Here is an 18,420-nt window from a genome sequence, read left to right as displayed (position 1 = left end):
CATGAGCTGGAACATCAGCCGGGTATCGTCCCTGCAGCTCAATACCGCCAACCGCAGCTATGTGGCCAGTGCCACCAAGCTGTTGCAGACCGCCGGTCAGGAGCTGTCCACCGGGGTGAAGGCCGATATCTTCGCCGATCTGGGCGCCAGCGCGGCGCTGGATCTGACCCTGCGCGCGCGGGAGGCCAATACCCAGGCCTATCTGACCTCGAACGATATCCTCGACAGCAAGCTGCAGGCGATGCTGACCTCGGTCGATGCCGCGCGGGAGAGCGCCGACAGCGTGCTGCAGACCTCGATCGTCAACGCCTCGCGCGGGACCACCGGGGTCAGCGCGCTGAACGAGGAGGCCGAAGCCGCGCTGGAAAGCATCATCGCCTCGCTCAACATCAGCTTCAACGGCGATTACCTGTTCTCCGGCATCGACAGCGACGCCCAGCCGCTCAGCCGCTGGGACGAGATCGATACCGAGACGGGCACCTCGCCGGCACAGCTGTTGTCCGGGATCGTCGGCAGCGGGCCTGCCACCCTGGCCGAGGCGGAAGACATGATCGCCCGTTTCGACGCCTTCTTCGACTCCGCCAATGCGGATGCGTCGGAGAATTTCGAAGGGGTGTTCTTCAACGGCACGCCGGCGCAGGCCGCGGATGGCACGCCCTCGGCGCGGGTCACCGCCCGGCTGGATGCGGATCAGTCGCTGGAATACGGCGTGCAGGCCAACGATCAGGGCTTTCGCGATATCCTGAAGGGGCTGGCGATGCTGGCGGTGGTCGATGTCTCCACCATCGAGGACGACGCGACCTACAAGGCCTGGATGGAGGCGGCGAATACCGCACTGGGCAATGGGGTCGAGGGCGCGCTGGGTGCCTCTGCCGACATCGGCTTCAACCAGCAGGTGGTGGAGAATGCCAGCACCCGGCTGGGCGATCTCTCGCTGGTGCAGCAGACCCAGATCGCCGCCTATGAGAACGTCGATCCCTATGAGGCCGCGACGCGGGTGGAGAACCTGCAATACCAGCTGGAGGCCAGCTATACGGTCACCGCGAAACTGTCGCAGATGTCGTTGCTGAATTATCTCTGATCGGGCGCGCGGCGGCCGCGCTCAGGCGCGCGCCTGCAGCGGCGGCTGGCGGCTGTCGGCCTGCACCTCCGGCGCCGGCAGTTCCAGCTGCTCCGGCGCGCTCAACTTGTAGCCGCGGCCATGCACCGTCTCGATATACTGCGCGCCGCTGCTGGCGGCGGCGGCGATCTTCTTGCGCAGCTTGCAGATATAGACGTCGATCACCTTGTCGAAGGGCTGATCCGCGCTCATCCCGTAGACCGCGTCATAGATCGCGTTCTTGGAAATCACCTTGTTCGAATTCAGCGCCAGATGCTGGAAGATCGAATGTTCTCGCTTGGACAGCTTGATCCGCGCGCCGGAGACGATGGGATCGCGGCCGTCGAAGAAGGCCGTCAGCTCTCCGACCTCGACGCATTCGGCGGCGTGCCCATGCGACCGACGCAGGATCGAGTTGATGCGCGACATCACCTCGCTGCCCTTGATCGGGCTGACAATGACGTCATCCGCGCCGCGATCAAGGGCTGCCGAGGTATCCTGGGAATTGCGGAAGTCCCGCAACACGATCATCGGATTGGTGCATCCGGCCCGGCGCACCGCCCGGATCTGATCGTGGGTGTCCGGGGATTCTCCGATCAGAATCGGCCGCGCCTCTCCGCCCGGCTGGGTCAGCGGGGCGAGCCCGGTCTCGAAGAAATCCTCATCGACGAAAAAGGGTTCGATGCCGGCGTTCTCAAGCTCGGTGGCCAGCGATTTCTGGCGCTTCTCCCGGGGTTCGAAAACATAGGCGCGCATGAACACCTCCGTTCCCGCCGTTATCCATATCTATTCTTAATGGCTAGCAAGGAAAGATGGGTGTTACAACAATAAAATACCCAAGCGTCCAAGTTTAGACTGGGCTTTATATGGACTTCACAAAAACAAACCGTTAGTCTGTGGCTATCGGCCAGGGGTAATGTCATGACCGGACAACGGGCTCACAGAGCGGATCGGGGGACGGGCGGCGCAGCATGGCGCCGCGCGCGCGGCTTTGTCGCGGCGCTGATGCTGTCCCTGCCGCTGGCGGCGCCGGCAGCCCGGGCCGAGGTGCGGATCAAGGATATCGCCAGTTTCGAAGGGGTGCGGGAAAACCACCTGATCGGCTACGGGCTGGTGGTGGGGCTGCATGGCTCCGGCGACAAGATGGCCAACAGCCCGTTCACCCGCGAGGCGGTCAAGGGCATGCTGGAGCGGCTGGGCGTCGGCAATCTGGACGGCGATCTGCTGAAGACCAAGAACACCGCCGCGGTGATGGTCACCGCCAAGCTGCCGCCCTTTGCCCGTCGGGGGGCGCCGATCGATGTGGTGGTCTCGTCGCTGGGCGACGCCACCAGCCTGCGCGGCGGCACCCTGCTGGTGACGCCGCTCTCCGGGGCTGACGGAGAGGTCTATGCCGTGGCGCAGGGGCCGATGGCCGTGTCCGGCTTCATGGCGCAGGGCAATGCCGCCAGCGTGGTCGAGGGGGTGCCGACCATCGCCCGGATCGACAACGGCGCCATCGTCGAGCGTGAGGTGGATTTCGAGCTGCGGGAGCTCGACAGCTTCCGGATCTCGCTGAGGATGCCGGATTTCACCACCGCCGCGCGGATCGAGGATGTGATCAACCTGACCCTGGGCGGCGGCGCGGCCCGGGCGCTCGACCCGGCGACGGTGGAGGTCGATGTGCCGGGCAAGGGCGATGTGGCCGAAACCATGGCTGCCATCGAGAATCTGACGGTGCAGCCCGACAGCACTGCGCGGGTGGTGGTGGACGAGAAATCCGGCACGATCGTGATCGGCGCCAACGTGCGCATCGGCCAGGTGGCGATCAGCCAGGGCGGGCTGACGGTGCGGGTCCGCGAGCGCTATAACGTCAGCCAGCCGAATCCGATCTCCATCGGCGGGACGGCTGTGGTGGTGCCCGAGACCAATATCGATGTGGAGGAGCGCGAGAGCCGCTTCACCATTCTGGAGGGCGATGTCAGCCTGCAGGATCTGGTCGACGGGCTGAACGCCATCGGTGTCGGTGCCCGGCAGACCATTTCGATCCTGCAGGCGATCAAGGCCTCCGGCGCCCTGCACGCCGATCTGGAGATCATCTGATGACGGATATCGCGGCACCAAACCCGGCGCTGGCGGCTGGCATCGCACAGCAACGCAGCGACGAGACCCCGGCCCTGAGTGCGCAGGAAAAGGAAACCGCCGAGGCCTTCGAAGCGGTCTTCATCAGCCAGTTCGTGGATCAGATGATGAAGACGGTGGACTATGGCCCCGCCGCCGGCGGGCAGGGGGCGGAGATCTGGCGATCCTTCCTGTCGGAGGCGATGGCCGAACAGCTTGCCGAGCGCGGCGGGCTGGGGCTGAGCGACAATATCGGGCGGATGCTGGCCGCCTATCGCGACTGAGGAGCGGCAGATGCGCGAAGGGCGGAAATTCCGGATCGGACGGCGGCAGGAGGCCCGGCGCAGTCAGGCCGATGGCGCCGGGCCGGTGCTGACCGAGGAGGACGAGGCGAATATCGACGCGTTTTCCGCCAAGGTGGGCGAGGCCGTCAGCCTGCTGAACGAGGAGATCGCTGCCATCCGCGCCGGCCGGTTGCAGATCGTCGGAGAGCTGTTCGACCGCAAGGCGGCGCTGCTGAAGTGGCTGGAACTGCGGATGCCGCTGATCGAGCCCTTTCTGCGGCATGAAGCCGTGCGCGCCCGCGGTCTGCCGGTGCAGCTGGCGCAGCTGCAGAAGGCGGTCAGCGAAGACAGCGCGCTGCTGCAGCGCATGGCGCGCGCCGCCGGCACCATCGTGCGCGAGCTCAAGAAGGCCTCGGAACGCAACGGGCTGAGCGGCCTGTACGGGAAATCCGGCCAGAAAATCGGCAATTCCACCGGTGGGCGTTTGCGCATCGATCGGGAATTTTGATGCACTGACAGGGAGAAAAGGCGGAAACTTAAACCGCTCTTTAACCTGGCTCTCTCTATCTTCCGCCTTAGCAGCACGGCCGGAGTCTCTCCGGTCCTCAAGGTGCTGTCAGATCACAGTCAGAAGACTGGGCTTACAAAAAACGAGAACTGAGGAGAGCATTAAATGTCGTCCATTCTCACCAATTCCTCCGCAATGGTCGCTCTGGCGACGCTGAACCAAGTCAACAAGGGCCTGGAAGAGACCCAGAACCGCGTTTCCAGCGGTCTGGCGATCAGCTCGGGCAAGGACAACGCCGCCTATTTCGCGATCTCGGAAACGATGTCGGGCGACAGCGGCATGTTCAGTGCCATCAACGAAGGTCTGACCTCGACCAAGAACTCGGTTTCGACCGCGCGTCTTGGGGCCGAGACCGTCTCCGACCTGGCCGAGCAGTTCGCCGAGCGTGTGGCTTTCGCCCAGGGCAGCGGGATCGATCTGGAAGACGTCCAGTCCGAGCTCGACGCGCTGGTCGATCAGATCGGTGCCGCCATCGATCAGTCGACCTTCAACGGTGACGACCTCGTGACCTCGGCCGCTGCGGTGACCGTGGTGACCGGGATCAGCCGTTCGACCGGCAGCTTCGCCACCACCACCATCACTTTCAACTCGGTGGACCTGTCGGCGATCAAGACCACGCTGGAAGGCATCGACCTGACGAGCTCGGCCGACCTGGCCGCCGATCTGTCGACGGCGGAAGGCGCGCTGGCCGATGCGATCACCGCAGCGACCTCGCTGGGTGTGACCGAAGACACGCTGGAAGGTCAGCAGGACTTCCTGTCCGCCCTGACCGACACGCTGGATTCGGGCATCAGCGCCATGGTCGATGCGAACATGGAAGAGGAAGCTGCGCGTCTGCAGGCCTATCAGGTCCAGCAGCAGCTCGCGACGCAATCGCTGTCGATCGCGAACCAGTCGCCGCAAAACATCCTGAGCCTGTTCCAGTAACGGGTCTTGCCGTCGGGGGGTAAAACCCCTGGCGGCGCTTTGGTTTCCGAACCAGTACTCAGGCGCGATACCCTCCAGTCGTCGCCCTGGGCCGGCCGCCCGATCCCCGGGGGGCCGGCGGTTGTGCCGCCGCCTGGGCGGGCAGTGCCACCTCGATCCCCGCCTCCAGCAACATGCGGTAGAGCTCAGCAAAGCTCTGGTCCGCGGCCAGGGTTTCGGTCCGGCTCTGCGCCAGGAAGGCATTGGCGCTGCGGAAGAATGTCGCCGCCGCGTCGGTTTCCGGGTCCGAGCCGGCGCGATAGGCGCCGACGCGGATCAGCTCTTCCATATCGGCGTAGCGGGCCAGCGCCCGGCGGGCGGCCTGCATGATGGCGTATTCCTCGGGGCTGTGGCAGTCGGGCAGCATGCGCGAGATCGACTTCTGCACGTTGATCGCCGGGTAGCGGTCCTGTTCGGCGATGCGCCGGTCCAGCACGATATGGCCGTCGAGTATGCCGCGCACCGCATCGGCGACGGGTTCGTTCATGTCGTCGCCATCGACCAGCACGGTATAGATGCCGGTGATATCGCCTTCGCCAGGCCGGCCGGGGCCGGCGCGTTCCAGCAGATGCGGCAATTCGGAAAACACCGTCGGAGGATAGCCGCGGGTGGTCGGGGGTTCGCCGCTCGACAGGCCGATCTCGCGCTGCGCCATGGCGAAGCGGGTGACGCTGTCCATCATCAGCAGCACCTGTTTGCCCTGGCTGCGGAAATGTTCGGCCACGGCTGTGGCGGTCCAGGCGGCCTGACGGCGCAGCAGCGGTGCCTCGTCCCCGGTCGCCACAACCACCACGGAGCGGGCCATGCCCTCCGGCCCCAGGTCTTCGGCGATGAAATCCTGCACCTCGCGGCCACGTTCGCCGACCAGGCCGATCACGATGACATCGGCATTGGTGTTGCGCGCCAGCATCGCCATCAGGGTGGATTTCCCCACCCCAGATCCGGCGAAGACCCCCATCCGCTGGCCGCGGCAAAGCGGGGTGAAGAGATCGACGCATTTGATCCGCGTTTCCAGCTTGGCACCGACCCGGCGGCGTTCATAGGCCGGCGGCGGGCTGTTGCGGCCACGCGCGCGGCGGGCGCCGCGCCGGAACCCGGGGGCAGGGGACAGCGGTCGCCCCAGCGCGTCGATCACGGTGCCGATCCAGCTGTCGTCGGGGCGGATGCCGTCCTCGGTCTGGATCAGTTCGACGGTGTCGCCGACGGTGATCCCGTCCCAGGTTCCGAACGGCAGCAGGTGCAGCCCTTCGGCGCTGGTGCCGACGATCTCTCCGGTCACCGGCCCGTGCAGCCCGTGCACCCGGCAGCGCTGGCCCAGCCCGGCGGCACGCTGCAGCCCGGCCACCGTCAGCGTCAGCCCGACGACGGAATGAACGCGTCCTGTAATTCTTGTGGCTTCCAGGTTTGAAATCTTTTGTTTCACACTGGAAAATACAGTAGTCACAAGAATAACCCCTGTTAATCTTTGTACTGTTTGGTATCATCGACAAGAATTGTTCCGGAGTCCATGATGAATCACGAGTCCCTCAATCTGTTTCAGCTGGCCTCGCGTCGTCTGCAATGGCTGTCGGACCGTCAGCGCACGGTGTCCGAGAATATCGCCAATGCCGATGTCGCGGATTACCGTGCCCGGGAGGTGGAGAGCTTCGCCTCCTATCTCGACAGCACCGAGGGGGTCGCGGTCCTGCCAGAGGCGCAGGTGCGCGAGGTCGAGGGTGAGAATGGCGAGACGATTTCGGGCAACACCGTCGTGCTCGAGGAGCAGATCCTCGAGGCCGCCAATACCTCCGGCCAGTATCGGCTCGCGTCCAATCTCTATCGCAAGGCGCATGAGATGGTGCTGACCGTGGCCGGCGGCAGCTGAGGACGGGGCCGATGGATACGCTTTCTTCGATCGTCAAGATTGCCGCCAGCGGCATGCGCGCCCAGGGTGAGCGGTTGCGGGTGGTGTCGGAAAACGTCGCCAACTCCGCCACCACCTCGCAGGAGCCGGGCGGCGACCCCTATCGCCGCAAGGTGGTCAGCTTCGGCGAGCTGACGGATGAGGCAACCGGCGCCGCGATGGTGCAGGTCAGCGACATCACCCGCGATCAGGGTGAATTCCTGCTGCGCTTCGATCCGGCGCATCCGGGCGCCGACGAGAACGGCTATGTCAAGCTGCCGAACGTCAACCCGCTGATCGAGATGAGCAACATGCGCGAGGCGTCGCGCAGCTATGAGGCTAACCTCACCATGCTGGAGAACGCCAAGGAAATGCGCGGCGAGTTGATCGATCTTCTGAAATAGGTCCGGCGACTGGATGCCGGTGAAACAGGACTGACCCATGACCGACGCGAGCTTTATCCGTCCCGAACTGGCCATCGAGGCGGCCTATGGCAAGGCCAAGTCGCTGAGCGGCGACGCCGCCGCCGTCGCCCCCGCCGAAGGGCCGAGCTTCGGGGACATGATCCGCGACGCCGCCAGTTCGGCGGCGCAGACCGTGCGCCTGGGCGATGCCACCGCCGCCGCCGGCCTGACCGAAAAGGCCGGGCTGCAGCAGGTGGTCGAGGCGACGATGGCGATGGAAAGCACCGTCCGGGTTTCGGTGGCGCTGCGCGACAAGCTGGTCGATGCCTACAAAGACATTATGAACATGCCGATCTGACATCATTGATCGGGGCGGGTGCCGCCCCGGCCCGCGGGAGAGAGTCGACGTTTGGACACGCTCAGCACATATGAGGTCATTCGGCTGACGCTGAATACCGTGCTGCTGGCCTCGGCCCCGGTGATGGGGGTGGCGCTGCTGGTCGGGCTGATCGTGTCCTTCGTGCAGGCGCTGACCCAGATCCAGGAGATGACCCTGACCTTCGTGCCGAAGATCGTGGCGATCTTTCTGGCGCTGGCGCTGACGCTGCCCTTCATTTTCGGGATGCTGACCCGGCTGTCGAACCAGGTGTTCGACCTGATCGTCAGCGGCGGCGTCTGAGGTGGCCGGTATCCGGCACAGGGGCGCAATGGGCGTGGCGACGGTGGCGATCGTCGCCGGGGCCGGGGGCTGGGGTGGTCTGCCGGCGCGGGCGGAGTTCTTTTCGGGGTTCTACACATCTTCCGCGCCGCAGCCCGAGCCGGTGGCACGCGCGCCGCAGGCCGCGGCAGTGGCGGAGACCGGGGCGGATTGCATTGCCGCGATCCTTGATGCCCAGGCGCGCTACGGCATTCCAGACAATCTCTTGCTCGCCATCGGCGTGCAGGAGGCAGGCCGGCGCGGGGCGCAGGGGCTGACCGTCTGGCCCTGGACCGTGAATGCCGAGGGCGAGGGCGCGTTTTTCCGCAACAAGCAGGAGGCTATTGCCTGGGTCCGGGCGCGGCAGGCCGCCGGCCAGAGCTCGATCGACGTCGGCTGCATGCAGGTGAACCAGCGCTGGCACGGGGAGGCCTTCACCTCGCTGGCGGAGGCCTTCGATCCTCAGGCCAATGTGGATTACGCGGCGCGCTATCTGCGGTCGCTCTTCGATCAGACTGGCACATGGTGGGCCGCCGCCGGGCGATATCATTCGGCGACCGAAGGGTATCAGACCCGCTATCTGACCGGGCTGCGGCGCAATCAGGCGGCGGTTCAGGCCGACCTGGGCCGGCTGATCGCACAGGCGCGCGGCGCAGCGATGTTCAATGTCGCCGCCACTGCCGAGCCGGTGGCGCCGCTGCCGCTGCCGCCGGTCTACTGGGGCAGCGCCGGCGGGGATGGCCGCAGGGGCGAGCGGTTTTCGATCTATTCCAGCCATCCGATCCGCGCCGTGCTGCCGGATTACAAAGTGGTGAATTGAGGGGCGGATGAGCGCTAGGGACATCACTGTGCCGAAATCGGTTTCCGGCCTCTGGGCGCAGACCGGGCTGGCCAACCGCGACGTGGGCTTCGCCATTGGCGTGGTGCTGATCCTCGGCATGCTGTTCGTGCCGATGCCGCCTTTCCTGCTGGATTTCGGGCTGGCAATCTCGCTGTCGCTGGCGGTGCTGATCCTGATGGTGGCGCTGTGGATCCCGACGCCGCTGGAATTCAACTCCTTTCCCACCGTCTTGCTGGTCGTGACCATGCTGCGACTGGCGCTCAACGTCTCCTCCACCCGGCTGATCCTGAGCCGCGGGCACGAGGGGTCGGAGGCCGCAGGCAAGGTGATCTCCGGCTTCTCCCGCTTCATCGTGGGGGGCGATTTCATCATCGGGATCGTGATCTTCGCCATCCTCGTAATCATCAACTTCGTGGTGATCACCAAGGGCTCCACCCGCATCGCCGAGGTGGCGGCACGGTTCTCGCTGGATGCGATGCCGGGCAAGCAGATGGCGATCGACGCCGATCTGGGCGCCGGGCTGATCAACGAGGAGCAGGCCCGCGAACGTCGCCGGGTGCTGGAGGAGGAAAGCGCGTTTTTCGGGGCGATGGACGGGGCGTCGAAATTCGTCCGTGGTGACGCGGTGGCCGGGCTGATCATCACCCTGATCAACGTGGTCGGCGGCATCCTGATCGGTATCGCCAGCCACGGGCTGAGCGTGATGCAGGCGGCCGGCAATTACACCGCGCTGACCATCGGCGACGGGCTGGTCACCCAGATCCCGGCGCTGGTGGTGTCGCTGGCCGCCGGGCTTCTGGTGACCAAGGGCGGCACCCAGGGGGCGGCGAACGAGGCGATCCTGAAACAGCTGAGCGGGTTTCCCAAGGCGCTCTACATGGCGGCGGTTCTGGCCTTCATGATCGGTTTCCTGCCGGGCTTTCCCTTTCTGATCTTCACCGCCCTGGCGGCGGGGATGGCGGTGCTGGGTTATATCATGCAGACCCATCTGCGCGATCAGGATCGCGCCAAGGCCGCCGCCGCCCGTGCCGAGGGCAAGAGCAAGAAGGCCGAAGACCCGATCGCCGAGGCGCTGAAGCTGGACGACCTGCGGCTGGATCTGGGCGGCGCGCTGGTGCCGCTGATCGCCTCGCCCGACGCGGCGCTGCCGGGCAAGGTGAAGAGCCTGCGCAACCTCTTCATCAAGGATTTCGGCTTCGTCATGCCGCCGGTGCGGATCAAGGACGACAGCGCGCTGCCGGCGATGACCTATGCGATCTCGCTGCAGGGGGTGGAGACCGCCCGGGGCGAGGTGCGCCCGGGGTCGATGATGGTGATCGATCCGGGCGGCAAGGACAGCGATCTGGTCGGCGAGCGCACCCGCGAACCCACCTTCGGGCTGAACGCGGTCTGGGTCGATCAGGCCCGCGCGTCCGAGGCGGAGATGCGCGGGCTGACCGTGGTCGACCCCGAAAGCGTGATCACCACCCATCTGACCGAGGTGATCAAGGAATACATGCCGGAGCTCATGACCTATGCCGCAACCCAGGAACTGATCGGCGGGCAGAGCAAGGAATACCAGAAGCTCCTCGGCGATATCTCGAACAAGTCGCCCTCGGTCCTGTTGCAGCATGTGCTGCAGGCGCTCCTGGCCGAGCGGGTGTCGATCCGCAACCTGTCGCGGATCATCGAGGCGGTGGCCGAGGCGACCGCCACCACCCAGAACCTGCGCGCCGTGGTCGAGCATGTGCGCGGCCGGCTGGCCAAGCAGATCTGCCAGTCGCTGGCCGATGCCAAGGGCTATGTCCCGGTCATCGTGCTGAGCCCGGAGTGGGAGCGCGAGCTGAACACCGCCGTCTCTCCCGGCGGCGAGGAGAACGCCTTTCTGATGTCGCCGGCGCGGGTGCAGGACTTCGTTCTGGCGGCACGGAAGGAAATCCAGAAATTCGCCGAGGGCGATCAGTGGCCGGCATTGCTGGTGACCCCGGATGTCCGCCCCTACGTGCGCCAGATCCTGGAGCGCGTCAGCCCGATCACCCAGGTGATTTCCCACAACGAGGTGCACCGCAAGGCGTCGTTGCGCACGGTGGCGACGATCGGCGGCTAGCATGGGGCTGGAGGAGTATAGCGCCGGTCTCATCTTCGGCTATTTCGTGGTGGTGGCGCGGATCGGTGGCGCGCTGATGTTCATGCCGGGATTTGGCGAGACGCAGATCCCGCTGCGGGCGCGGCTGATCTTCGCGCTGGTGCTCTGTGCCGCGCTCTATCCGGCGACACCGGTGCGGCCGGATCTGCCGGAGACGCCAGTGGCCATGGTGCTGCTGCTGGGGCTGGAGCTGACCATCGGGGTCTGGATCGGTCTCTGTGCCCGGGTGCTGCTGGCGGCGATGGATTTCGCCGGCTATCAGGTCGGTCAGGTCTCGGGCCTTGCCAATGCCTTCGGTCCGGCGCTTGGCGCTTTCGAGGGGGCGACGCTGGTGGCGACGCTGCTGATCCTGGGGGCGGTGGCGGGGATCTTCGCCTCCGACGCGCATCACCTGATCCTGCGGGCGCTGCTGGACAGCTACAACGTGTTTCCCGTCGGCCTGGTGATGGCGGGCGATCTGGCCGAGCAGATGGTACGGGCCGGCGGGCACAGCCTCTATATCGGGATGTCGATCGCGGCGCCCTTCTTCGTGATGGGGGTGATCCTGAATCTGGGGATGGGGCTGGCCAACCGGATGATGCCGCAGCTGCCGGTGTTCTTCGTCGCCGCCTCGATCCTGATCGCGGCGGGGCTGCTGGTGCTTTCGGTCGCCACCCCGGCGATGATCGACCATTTCCTCGGCCAGTTCACCGACTGGCTGGGCCTGATGCGGTTCTGAGCCATGGCGGAGGATCAGGACAAGAGCCAGAAGACACAGGAGCCGACCGAGAAGAAGCTGCGCGACGCGCGCAAACAGGGCGATGTGCCGTCTTCGCGCGAGACCGGCAACATGATGGTGGTGCTGTCGCTGTTCGGGGTGAGCGCGCTGATCCTGCCGTGGCAGGGGCCGCGTCTGGCCGGGGCGCTGTCGGCGCTGATCGACGGTGCCGGGCAGGTGGTGGTGGGCGAGGGGCGATCGGGCCTGGCGGCGCTGGGGCTGGTGTTGCGCGAGGCGCTGCTGAGCCTGGGGCTGGTGCTGGCGCCGTTGTTCCTGCTGATCATGGCCGGCGGCGTCTTCGGCGTGCTGATCCAGGGCGAGACGGTGGCGGCGCTGGACCGGGTGAAGCCGAAGCTGTCGAAAGTGTCGCCGGTGCAGGGGCTGAAACGGCTGTTCTCGGCCAATACGCTGGTGGAATTCGTCAAGAGCCTGATCAAGGTGCTGGTGGTCGGCGGCCTGGCGATCTGGGTGACGCTCTGGGCGGTGGAGGGGATCTGGGAGGCGCCGGGGTTCGTGCCGGAGAGCCTGCCGGCCTATCTGCTGCTGGCGGCGCGGCGGCTGTTGCTGGCGGCGACCGTCTTTCTGGTGCCGGTGGCGGTGCTGGACATCCTGTGGCACCGGTTCGAGTGGCGCCGGCGGCAGATGATGACGGTGCAGGAGGTGCGCGACGAGCTGAAGGATTCCGAGGGCGATCCGCAGATCAAGGGGCGCCGCGCCATGTTGCGCCGGCGCCGAGCCCAGCAGCGGATCGCCGCCGCGGTGCCGACCGCCAGCGTCATCCTGACCAACCCGACCCATTACGCGGTGGCGCTGAAATACCAGCAGGGCAGCGATGCGGCGCCGGTCTGCGTCGCCAAGGGGGCGGATCTGATGGCCCGGCGCATCCGCGAGATCGCCTTCGAGCATGATGTGCCGATCATCGAGAATAAGCCGCTGGCGCGGATGCTTTACGATCAGGTCGAGGTCGACCAGATGGTGCCGGTGGAACATTGGCAGGTGGTGGCGGAGATCATCGGCTTCGTCTTCGATCTCAAGCGCAACCGGACGCGCCCGCCGCCCGCCGGATCGGTGCTGCGCCGTTCCCCCGAGTAAGCGGGACGACGTGCGGGAGGGGGGCTGCCCCCATGGCCGGCCTGCGGCCTCTCCCCCGGGATAGTTTCAGCCAGAAAAAGACCGATCTGGTCGGCGTCCGGCGAAGCTTACTTGAGGCGGACGCCGACCAGATCCTGATCGCCGGGCAGCTGCGAGCGTTCGAGGATGATCTTCGATACGGCGCGGGCGCGGACCGGCGACATCTTGGCCAAAATCGGCGCCGCGGCACGCGGTTTCATCTGGGCCAGCACCAGGATCGTCACCTCGATATCCAGATCGTCCATGATCCGCGCGGCCTCGGCCGGTTTCATGTTTTCGTAAAAGGCGATCAGCCGGTCCAGATCCTCGGTCTGTGCCGCCTTGGCGCGGGCCAGCAGATCCTCGATCGAGGCCTTGAGCTCCAGCAGCGCCTGTTTCTCGATCTCCAGCTTCTCGCGGGCGAGGGACAGTTCGGACTGGCGGCTTTCCAGATCCGCGCGCTGCGCCGCGATCAGGTCGCGTTCGCGGTTGAGCGATTGCAGCACTTCCTCCGGCGTTTCACAGACCTGCGGTCGCGCCGGCGCCTCGGCCAGCGTCGCGGTGGAGTGGATCACCCGGCCGTCTTCGGCGGCGGGCTGGTCCTCGGCATGGACGGCGGCGGCGGTGATCCGGTCGGGGCGGGCCATCTCCTCGGCGGGCAGCGACAGGGTGGGAAAGGAGATTGCCGCCTTGGCGAAAGCGGTGACGGCGAGGCCGCCCAGCAGCAGTTTGCCGCCCCATGCGCGCGCCATGATCAGGCCCTCGATTCGGTGCGGGAGGTTTCGAAGAAGCGGCGCACCAGGTCCTGTTTGTTGCGCACCACCTGCACCCCGGGCAGCCGCGGCCGGGCGGGCTCTGTCGCGTGGCGGCGCGAGGCGAAGGCGGGTTCGGCGTCGGGGGCGGCAGCGGGTTCCTCCGGGGTGGCCTCGGTGGTGGCAGCCTGCCGGGCGTCGAGGTTCTGGCGCAGCGCCGCCACCGAGGTTTCGGATTTGTCGACCGCCTCGGAGAAGGCGCGGACCAGCGGTTCCAGTTCCTGCAGCGAGGTCATCAGCCGCTGCACCCGGCGGGAAATCATGATGCCGTAGCCGATGCCGCCGATCAGCAGCAGGATGATCAGGAGATCAGTGATCATGGCAGCCATTGGGGGTCTCCTCTTCGGGGTCGAGTGCTTCGGTGATGCGGATCGCGGTATTGCCGTTGTTGCGTTTGCCGAGCGCGGCACGGAACATCGGGGTGTCGGCGCAGATCACCGTGGCGGGGTGATCTTCCTCGATCCAGAGATCGACGGTCTCGCCGGTCTGCCAGCGCATGATCTGCTGGATCGGCAGTTGCACCTGGGTCAACACCGCCTCCAGTTCGACGGTGGCGCGCTCGATCTGGCTGGCGAGCTGGTCGCGCCACAGGCTGTTGTCCTCGCCGGGGCCGCCGAAATGGATGCGGCTCAGCTTCGGGCGGATCGGTTCCAGCGCGTCATAGGGCAAGATCACCTCCAGCGTGCCGGTGTGACCGGCGAGCGCGACGGTCATCTGCAGCCGGACGCAGAGGCTGGCGGGCTGGGCGATGGCGGCGGAATCTGGATCGGTTTCGATCCGGTCGAGCTCGATCTCAAGTTCGCCGAACTGGGCCATGTTGCGCTGCAGCTCGCGGGCGACGAGCAGGGCCAGACGCTTGCCGACGCCGCGTTCGATGCCGGTGAAGCTGGTCGGGGTCTGCGGCGCCTCGCGCCGGGCGCTGCCGCCCAGCATCAGTTCCAGCGCCGTCAGCACCAGGGCGCTGTCCAGCGCGAAGAGGATCTGGCCGTGCAGCCCGGGGCAGGCGCAGATCGCCAGCAGCACCGGATCGGGCAGGGTTTCGGTGACCTGCGCCATCGGCACGTAATCGAGCTGGGTCAGCGAGGCCTCGCAGAAGGTGCCGGTCAGGTCGGGCAGGGCGAGGGCGATGGAATCGGCCAGCCGTTCGCCAATGATGTCCAGCATCGGCAGCCGTTCGAAGCTGAAATCCGACATCCGGATGATCTCGTCGATCAGGCCGGTGTCGTCGGCGTCCCGCGCGTCCTGGTTGAGAGATGCGTTCATGCCGGCCCCTTACTGCACGATCAGGTCGCTGATCAGGATTTCCTGCGGCAGGTCGTTGCCGGCCGCGGCGCGGGCGCGTTTCAGCAGCTCGGCCTTCACCGTCAGTACTCCGGCCATGCCGCGCACGTCGGTTTCGGTCAGGCTGCGGGCGTAGCCGGTAAAGAGATCGCGCATGAAGGGCTGGCGCGAGGCCATCAGATCGGCGGCACCGGCCTCGGGGCGGTAGACCAGCACCAGGTTCAGTTTGAGAAACGCCTTGGTCGGATTGCCGCGGGCATCGAAGCTGTTGATATTGGTGACGATCTCTTCGAAGGGCAGCAGGCCTTCGAGCTTACCCTCGCCGTTGCCGCCATGGCCGGCGGTGGCCTCGGGCTCTGCCGCGGCATGTTCGGGTTCGGCGCCCTCGGTCCCGGCCTCTGCGGTGGCCTCGCTCTCGGGCAGATACTCGGGCTCATAAGAGGCGGCATCCTGCTGGAAGGCCATGCGCGCCAGAACGAACCCGCCACCGAGGGAGCCCACCGACAGTAAGGCCGCCGCCATCAGCAAGGTCCGGGCAGAGCGGGCCTTGGTGGCGGTCTTGGCCCCGGTGTCAGGGCTCGCATCGCTGGGTTTCTTGGTCGTGGGTCGCGCCATGCTCGGGTTCTTCTGGTTGCATGGATATAATCTGCGGTTTTTCTTTTTAATGCAAGTATAGACCGGTGGTATTTACTTGAGATACAAAAATAGAATAGCGTGTTTGAAGAACAGTTAAGCATACCCGGTGAGGTTCGGCGTGCAGGACGTGATCAACAATCTCAGGGCGCTGGGTCAGCGCCGCCTGATGATCCTGGGCGGCGTGGCGCTGGGGGTGGTCCTGGCGCTGGTTCTCGGTCTTGCGGCGGTGTCGCAGCGGGAGTTCGCGCCGCTCTACACTAAGCTGTCGGTTTCCGCCGCCACCTCGATCGAAACCACTCTGGCCGGTGCCGGTTTCGAGACGCGGATGGCAGACGACGGGTCCAGCGTGGCGGTGCCGCGCAACGATCTGGCGCGGGCCCGGATGGTGCTGGCCGAGGCGGGCCTGCCGATAGAGGGCGACCCGGGTTGGGAACTGTTCGACGAAAGCGGCAGCCTGGCGATGAATTCCTTCATGCAGAAGGTGAACCGGCTGCGCGCGATGGAGGGCGAGCTGGCGCGGTCGATCCAGACCATGGACGGGGTACAGAGCGCGCGGGTGCATCTGGTGCTGCCCGAGCGCGAGGCGTTTTCGCGCGAACGGCCCGAGCCGCGCGCCTCGGTCATCGTGCGGCCGCTGCCGGGGCGGACCATCACCCGCAAGCAGGCGGTGTCGATCCGCAATCTGATCGCCTCCTCGGTGGCGGAGCTGGAGCTGGGCCGGGTCACGGTGTTGTCGGCCAGCGGCGAAACCATCCTGGCCGAGACTGCCGATGGCGACGGGCAGGCGACGCTGCAAACCGCGCGGGCGGGGATCGAGGACCGGCTGGCGCAGCAGATCCAGAACATCCTGACCGCCCGGGTCGGTGCCGGCAATGCGCGGGTGAAGGTCAACGTCGATCTCTCCACCGCCCGTGAGGTGATCGTCGAGCAGAGCTATAACCCGGATCAGCAGGTGGTCCGTTCGACCGAGAGCCGGGCGGAGCAGCAGGCCGGCAGCGACGGCGGCGGCAATGTCGGGGTGGAGAACAACATTCCCGCCGCGCTGGCAGAGCCGGGTGGCGGCGCCAGTTCCAGTCAGTCGAAAAGCGGCGAGTCGGTGCAATACGAGATCGGCAATACCCGCCGCGAGGTGGTGCGCGAGGCAGGCGAGGTCCGTCGCATCTCGGTGGCGGTGCTGGTCAACGGGATCTACACCGTCGACGGGTCGGACGTGACCTATTCCGAGCGCAGCGAACAGGAGCTGGCGCGGCTGACCGAGCTGGTGAAGACCGCCGTCGGCTTCGACGATGGGCGTGGCGACAGCGTCTCGGTCGACAGCCTGCGGTTCATGGACTACTCGATGGAGGTCGGCGACCCGGTGACCGAGACGCTGGGGCAGCGGATCCGCGACAATATCGTGCCGATCCTGCGCGGTGTGCTGGCGCTGATCATCGTGGCGCTGGTGATGCTGCTGGGGGTGCGGCCGCTGCTGCGCCAGCTCAACCCGCATCAGACCCCGGAGCTGCCGGAGGGCGAAAGCGCCGCCGCGCTAACCGGGCCGGAGGGCGAGGGCGATGCCGGGGTGCCGGCGCTGGCGGGTGCCCATATGGCCGAGGCGCTGCCGGCCGAGGACGGCGGGCGCACCAGCCTGTTCGACCCGGAGGAGGACGAGGGGCCGCACGAGTATATCGAGGCGATGGGCGTGCGCGGCAATCTGATCAAGGCGCGGGTGGAGGCGATCCAGACGCTGGCCGAGGAGAAGCCCGAAGAGGTCCTGCGCGTGCTGCGCGGCTGGCTGGTCAGTGAGGCCGACGCATGATGACGCGGCTGTTCCTGCGCGATTTCGATGCCGAGGACGCGGAGCTGGGGGCCGAACCGGTAATGCCGGCGCAACAACCCGAGGGTCTGCGCAATTTCTCCGCCGCCGAGGTGGAGCAGATGCTGGCGGAGGCGCGTGAAACCGCCTGGACCCGCGGGCATGAGGAGGGCGCCGCCGCCGCCCGGGCCGAGGCCGAAACCGGCCAGAGCGCCCGCGCCGCCGCCGCGCTGGAGGCGTTGCAGGGGCAGATCACCGACCTCTCGGCCGAGCTGGCGGCGGGGCGGGCGGCGCTGGAACGCGACCTGCTGGATATGGTCCTGGACATGGCGGAGCGGATCGCGCCGGAACTGCTGGCGGACCTCTCCGTCGATCTGGCGCGCAGCCGCCTGCGCGAAGGGCTGCGCATGGCCATGGGCAGCCGCCGGCTGCGGATCGGGCTGTCGCCGGCGGTGGCCGAGGCGCTGGCTCCGGAGATCGCCGCCTGGGCGGAGGAGGGGGCGACCCCGGAGCTGGACCTGCGTCCCGATCCGGCGCTGCCCGATGGCGCCGCGCGCATCGGCTGGGACGATGGCGGGCTCAGCTACAATCTGGATCGCAGCTGTGCCGCGGTGCTCGATGCGCTGCGTGAGGCGGCCGGGAAACTCAAACACGATCAGGAGAAGGTCGGATAGATGTCGGACAGCGAAACCCAGACCCCCGCCGGCGCGGCCGGGGACGGCGCCCAAATCGCAGACCAGCCGGGGACGGAAGAGACCTCCGCCACGCTGAAGGATGTCGCCGCCGCCGCGGCGCAGGGCGGGCGCAACATCGATGCGCTGCTGAACGTGCGGCTGGATGTGCGGGTGGTGCTGGGACGCAGCCGGATGCCGATCTCCGATCTGCTGGAATTGTCCAAGGGGTCGGTGATCGAGCTTGACCGCAAGGTCGGCGATCCCGTCGACATCATGATCAACGACCGGCTGGTGGCGCGTGGCGACCTGGTCAAGGTGCAGGGTGACCGGATCGGCGTGGCGCTGCGCGAGATCGTCAAAGACTTCATCCCCGAAGCTTGAGCCCGCCG

At 66.6% G+C, this 18,420-nt stretch carries 22 protein-coding genes; 16 read left to right on the top strand and 6 right to left on the bottom strand.

Going from position 1 to position 18,420, the window contains the following annotated elements:
- The first annotated feature begins 1 nt into the window (after position 1).
- Positions 2 to 1,081, top strand: coding sequence for a flagellin (locus QO033_RS03475; RefSeq protein WP_284479538.1), 1,080 nt, complete (start codon positions 2 to 4; stop codon positions 1,079 to 1,081).
- A 21-nt stretch (positions 1,082 to 1,102) separates the two neighbouring features.
- On the opposite strand, the gene QO033_RS03470 is transcribed toward QO033_RS03475, so the two are convergent.
- Positions 1,103 to 1,855 carry a response regulator transcription factor gene (locus QO033_RS03470; protein ID WP_284479537.1) on the bottom strand — a complete coding sequence of 251 codons (753 nt, stop codon included), beginning with the start codon at positions 1,853 to 1,855 and terminating at the stop codon, positions 1,103 to 1,105.
- Positions 1,856 to 2,104: 249 nt separating this feature from the next.
- Here QO033_RS03470 and QO033_RS03465 point away from each other — a divergent pair, with 249 nt between their 5' ends.
- The 4 genes from QO033_RS03465 (at position 2,105) to QO033_RS03450 (ending at position 4,978) form a co-directional block, all read left to right on the top strand.
- A complete protein-coding gene (locus QO033_RS03465) occupies positions 2,105 to 3,181 on the top strand; it encodes a flagellar basal body P-ring protein FlgI (RefSeq protein ID WP_284479742.1) in 1,077 nt (358 codons plus the stop codon).
- Positions 3,181 to 3,483 (top strand): rod-binding protein, encoded by a 303-nt coding sequence (locus tag QO033_RS03460; RefSeq protein ID WP_284479536.1) that lies wholly within the window; start codon positions 3,181 to 3,183, stop codon positions 3,481 to 3,483. Before QO033_RS03465 ends, QO033_RS03460 begins: the two co-directional genes overlap by 1 nt.
- A 10-nt stretch (positions 3,484 to 3,493) precedes the next feature.
- Complete coding sequence (locus QO033_RS03455) at positions 3,494 to 3,991, top strand: flagellar biosynthesis protein FlgI (protein ID WP_284479535.1); 498 nt, start codon at positions 3,494 to 3,496, stop codon at positions 3,989 to 3,991.
- Positions 3,992 to 4,156: 165 nt separating this feature from the next.
- Positions 4,157 to 4,978, top strand: coding sequence for a flagellin N-terminal helical domain-containing protein (locus QO033_RS03450; RefSeq protein ID WP_284479534.1), 822 nt, complete (start codon positions 4,157 to 4,159; stop codon positions 4,976 to 4,978).
- A 58-nt stretch (positions 4,979 to 5,036) separates the two neighbouring features.
- Here the strand turns inward: QO033_RS03450 and QO033_RS03445 are convergent, their stop codons facing one another.
- The gene (locus QO033_RS03445; protein ID WP_284479533.1) at positions 5,037 to 6,461 is read right to left on the bottom strand and encodes a FliI/YscN family ATPase; all 1,425 of its coding nucleotides are present in this window, start codon (positions 6,459 to 6,461) and stop codon (positions 5,037 to 5,039) included.
- A 66-nt stretch (positions 6,462 to 6,527) separates the two neighbouring features.
- Between QO033_RS03445 and QO033_RS03440 the strand changes: the two genes are divergently transcribed.
- The 8 genes from QO033_RS03440 to flhB are packed head-to-tail and all read left to right on the top strand — an operon-like array spanning position 6,528 to position 12,815.
- The gene (locus tag QO033_RS03440) at positions 6,528 to 6,881 is read left to right on the top strand and encodes a flagellar basal body rod protein (RefSeq protein ID WP_284479532.1); all 354 of its coding nucleotides are present in this window, start codon (positions 6,528 to 6,530) and stop codon (positions 6,879 to 6,881) included.
- 11 nt (positions 6,882 to 6,892) lie between these two features.
- Positions 6,893 to 7,303 carry a flagellar basal body rod protein FlgC gene (gene flgC, locus QO033_RS03435; RefSeq protein ID WP_284479531.1) on the top strand — a complete coding sequence of 137 codons (411 nt, stop codon included), beginning with the start codon at positions 6,893 to 6,895 and terminating at the stop codon, positions 7,301 to 7,303.
- Between the two features lie 37 nt (positions 7,304 to 7,340).
- Positions 7,341 to 7,661, top strand: a complete 321-nt coding sequence (locus tag QO033_RS03430; protein WP_284479530.1) for a flagellar hook-basal body complex protein FliE — start codon at positions 7,341 to 7,343, stop codon at positions 7,659 to 7,661.
- A 51-nt stretch (positions 7,662 to 7,712) separates the two neighbouring features.
- Positions 7,713 to 7,982, top strand: a complete 270-nt coding sequence (locus QO033_RS03425) for a flagellar biosynthetic protein FliQ (protein WP_284479529.1) — start codon at positions 7,713 to 7,715, stop codon at positions 7,980 to 7,982.
- Positions 7,983 to 8,010: 28 nt separating this feature from the next.
- Positions 8,011 to 8,820 carry a lytic transglycosylase domain-containing protein gene (locus QO033_RS03420; protein ID WP_284479528.1) on the top strand — a complete coding sequence of 270 codons (810 nt, stop codon included), beginning with the start codon at positions 8,011 to 8,013 and terminating at the stop codon, positions 8,818 to 8,820.
- A 7-nt stretch (positions 8,821 to 8,827) separates the two neighbouring features.
- Positions 8,828 to 10,927: a flagellar biosynthesis protein FlhA gene (flhA, locus tag QO033_RS03415; RefSeq protein ID WP_284479527.1), complete on the top strand. Its 2,100-nt coding sequence runs from the start codon at positions 8,828 to 8,830 to the stop codon at positions 10,925 to 10,927.
- A gap of 1 nt (position 10,928) precedes the next feature.
- On the top strand, positions 10,929 to 11,684 hold the full coding sequence (locus QO033_RS03410) for a flagellar biosynthetic protein FliR (protein WP_284479526.1): 756 nt from the start codon (positions 10,929 to 10,931) through the stop codon (positions 11,682 to 11,684).
- Between the two features lie 3 nt (positions 11,685 to 11,687).
- Positions 11,688 to 12,815, top strand: coding sequence for a flagellar type III secretion system protein FlhB (flhB, locus tag QO033_RS03405; RefSeq protein ID WP_284479525.1), 1,128 nt, complete (start codon positions 11,688 to 11,690; stop codon positions 12,813 to 12,815).
- Positions 12,816 to 12,922: 107 nt separating this feature from the next.
- On the opposite strand, the gene QO033_RS03400 is transcribed toward flhB, so the two are convergent.
- From QO033_RS03400 to QO033_RS03385, 4 genes are read right to left on the bottom strand one after another with little or no spacing between them, the layout of a single operon-like run.
- Positions 12,923 to 13,585 carry a MotE family protein gene (locus QO033_RS03400; RefSeq protein WP_284479524.1) on the bottom strand — a complete coding sequence of 221 codons (663 nt, stop codon included), beginning with the start codon at positions 13,583 to 13,585 and terminating at the stop codon, positions 12,923 to 12,925.
- A 2-nt stretch (positions 13,586 to 13,587) separates the two neighbouring features.
- Entirely contained in the window at positions 13,588 to 13,974 is a 387-nt protein-coding gene (locus QO033_RS03395; protein ID WP_284479523.1) for a flagellar motor switch protein, read from the bottom strand.
- Positions 13,955 to 14,908 (bottom strand): flagellar motor switch protein FliM, encoded by a 954-nt coding sequence (locus QO033_RS03390; RefSeq protein ID WP_284479522.1) that lies wholly within the window; start codon positions 14,906 to 14,908, stop codon positions 13,955 to 13,957. The genes QO033_RS03395 and QO033_RS03390 overlap by 20 nt, the downstream gene beginning before the upstream one ends.
- A gap of 9 nt (positions 14,909 to 14,917) precedes the next feature.
- Positions 14,918 to 15,541: a flagellar basal body-associated FliL family protein gene (locus QO033_RS03385; RefSeq protein WP_284479521.1), complete on the bottom strand. Its 624-nt coding sequence runs from the start codon at positions 15,539 to 15,541 to the stop codon at positions 14,918 to 14,920.
- Positions 15,542 to 15,668: 127 nt separating this feature from the next.
- Between QO033_RS03385 and fliF the strand changes: the two genes are divergently transcribed.
- Genes fliF through fliN form a run of 3 tightly spaced genes read left to right on the top strand, consistent with a single transcriptional unit; the run spans position 15,669 to position 18,412 of the window.
- Complete coding sequence (fliF, locus tag QO033_RS03380; RefSeq protein ID WP_284479520.1) at positions 15,669 to 17,360, top strand: flagellar basal-body MS-ring/collar protein FliF; 1,692 nt, start codon at positions 15,669 to 15,671, stop codon at positions 17,358 to 17,360.
- The gene (locus tag QO033_RS03375; RefSeq protein ID WP_284479519.1) at positions 17,357 to 18,031 is read left to right on the top strand and encodes a FliH/SctL family protein; all 675 of its coding nucleotides are present in this window, start codon (positions 17,357 to 17,359) and stop codon (positions 18,029 to 18,031) included. The genes fliF and QO033_RS03375 overlap by 4 nt, the downstream gene beginning before the upstream one ends.
- The gene (gene fliN, locus QO033_RS03370) at positions 18,032 to 18,412 is read left to right on the top strand and encodes a flagellar motor switch protein FliN (RefSeq protein ID WP_284479518.1); all 381 of its coding nucleotides are present in this window, start codon (positions 18,032 to 18,034) and stop codon (positions 18,410 to 18,412) included.
- The last annotated feature ends 8 nt before the right edge of the window (positions 18,413 to 18,420 follow it).

Source organism: Pseudodonghicola flavimaris, assembly GCF_030164425.1.
Lineage (GTDB): Bacteria > Pseudomonadota > Alphaproteobacteria > Rhodobacterales > Rhodobacteraceae > Pseudodonghicola > Pseudodonghicola flavimaris.
The sequence above is the reverse complement of the archived record's forward strand: the minus strand, read 5'-3'. Positions and strand labels throughout refer to the sequence as shown.

What these genes read in the sequence shown, in the direction of transcription:
- QO033_RS03430 (WP_284479530.1), top strand. Translation starts at nt 7,341, where the DNA reads ATGACCGACGCGAGCTTTATCCGTCCCGAACTGGCCATCGAGGCGGCC.
- fliN (WP_284479518.1), top strand. Translation starts at nt 18,032, where the DNA reads ATGTCGGACAGCGAAACCCAGACCCCCGCCGGCGCGGCCGGGGACGGC.
- QO033_RS03390 (WP_284479522.1), bottom strand. Translation starts at nt 14,908, where the DNA reads ATGAACGCATCTCTCAACCAGGACGCGCGGGACGCCGACGACACCGGC.
- QO033_RS03420 (WP_284479528.1), top strand. Translation starts at nt 8,011, where the DNA reads ATGGGCGTGGCGACGGTGGCGATCGTCGCCGGGGCCGGGGGCTGGGGT.
- QO033_RS03450 (WP_284479534.1), top strand. Translation starts at nt 4,157, where the DNA reads ATGTCGTCCATTCTCACCAATTCCTCCGCAATGGTCGCTCTGGCGACG.
- QO033_RS03455 (WP_284479535.1), top strand. Translation starts at nt 3,494, where the DNA reads ATGCGCGAAGGGCGGAAATTCCGGATCGGACGGCGGCAGGAGGCCCGG.
- flgC (WP_284479531.1), top strand. Translation starts at nt 6,893, where the DNA reads ATGGATACGCTTTCTTCGATCGTCAAGATTGCCGCCAGCGGCATGCGC.
- QO033_RS03465 (WP_284479742.1), top strand. Translation starts at nt 2,105, where the DNA reads ATGCTGTCCCTGCCGCTGGCGGCGCCGGCAGCCCGGGCCGAGGTGCGG.
- QO033_RS03475 (WP_284479538.1), top strand. Translation starts at nt 2, where the DNA reads ATGAGCTGGAACATCAGCCGGGTATCGTCCCTGCAGCTCAATACCGCC.
- QO033_RS03375 (WP_284479519.1), top strand. Translation starts at nt 17,357, where the DNA reads ATGATGACGCGGCTGTTCCTGCGCGATTTCGATGCCGAGGACGCGGAG.
- QO033_RS03470 (WP_284479537.1), bottom strand. Translation starts at nt 1,855, where the DNA reads ATGCGCGCCTATGTTTTCGAACCCCGGGAGAAGCGCCAGAAATCGCTG.
- flhA (WP_284479527.1), top strand. Translation starts at nt 8,828, where the DNA reads ATGAGCGCTAGGGACATCACTGTGCCGAAATCGGTTTCCGGCCTCTGG.
- QO033_RS03400 (WP_284479524.1), bottom strand. Translation starts at nt 13,585, where the DNA reads ATGGCGCGCGCATGGGGCGGCAAACTGCTGCTGGGCGGCCTCGCCGTC.
- flhB (WP_284479525.1), top strand. Translation starts at nt 11,688, where the DNA reads ATGGCGGAGGATCAGGACAAGAGCCAGAAGACACAGGAGCCGACCGAG.
- QO033_RS03460 (WP_284479536.1), top strand. Translation starts at nt 3,181, where the DNA reads ATGACGGATATCGCGGCACCAAACCCGGCGCTGGCGGCTGGCATCGCA.
- QO033_RS03410 (WP_284479526.1), top strand. Translation starts at nt 10,929, where the DNA reads ATGGGGCTGGAGGAGTATAGCGCCGGTCTCATCTTCGGCTATTTCGTG.
- QO033_RS03440 (WP_284479532.1), top strand. Translation starts at nt 6,528, where the DNA reads ATGAATCACGAGTCCCTCAATCTGTTTCAGCTGGCCTCGCGTCGTCTG.
- QO033_RS03395 (WP_284479523.1), bottom strand. Translation starts at nt 13,974, where the DNA reads ATGGCTGCCATGATCACTGATCTCCTGATCATCCTGCTGCTGATCGGC.
- QO033_RS03385 (WP_284479521.1), bottom strand. Translation starts at nt 15,541, where the DNA reads ATGGCGCGACCCACGACCAAGAAACCCAGCGATGCGAGCCCTGACACC.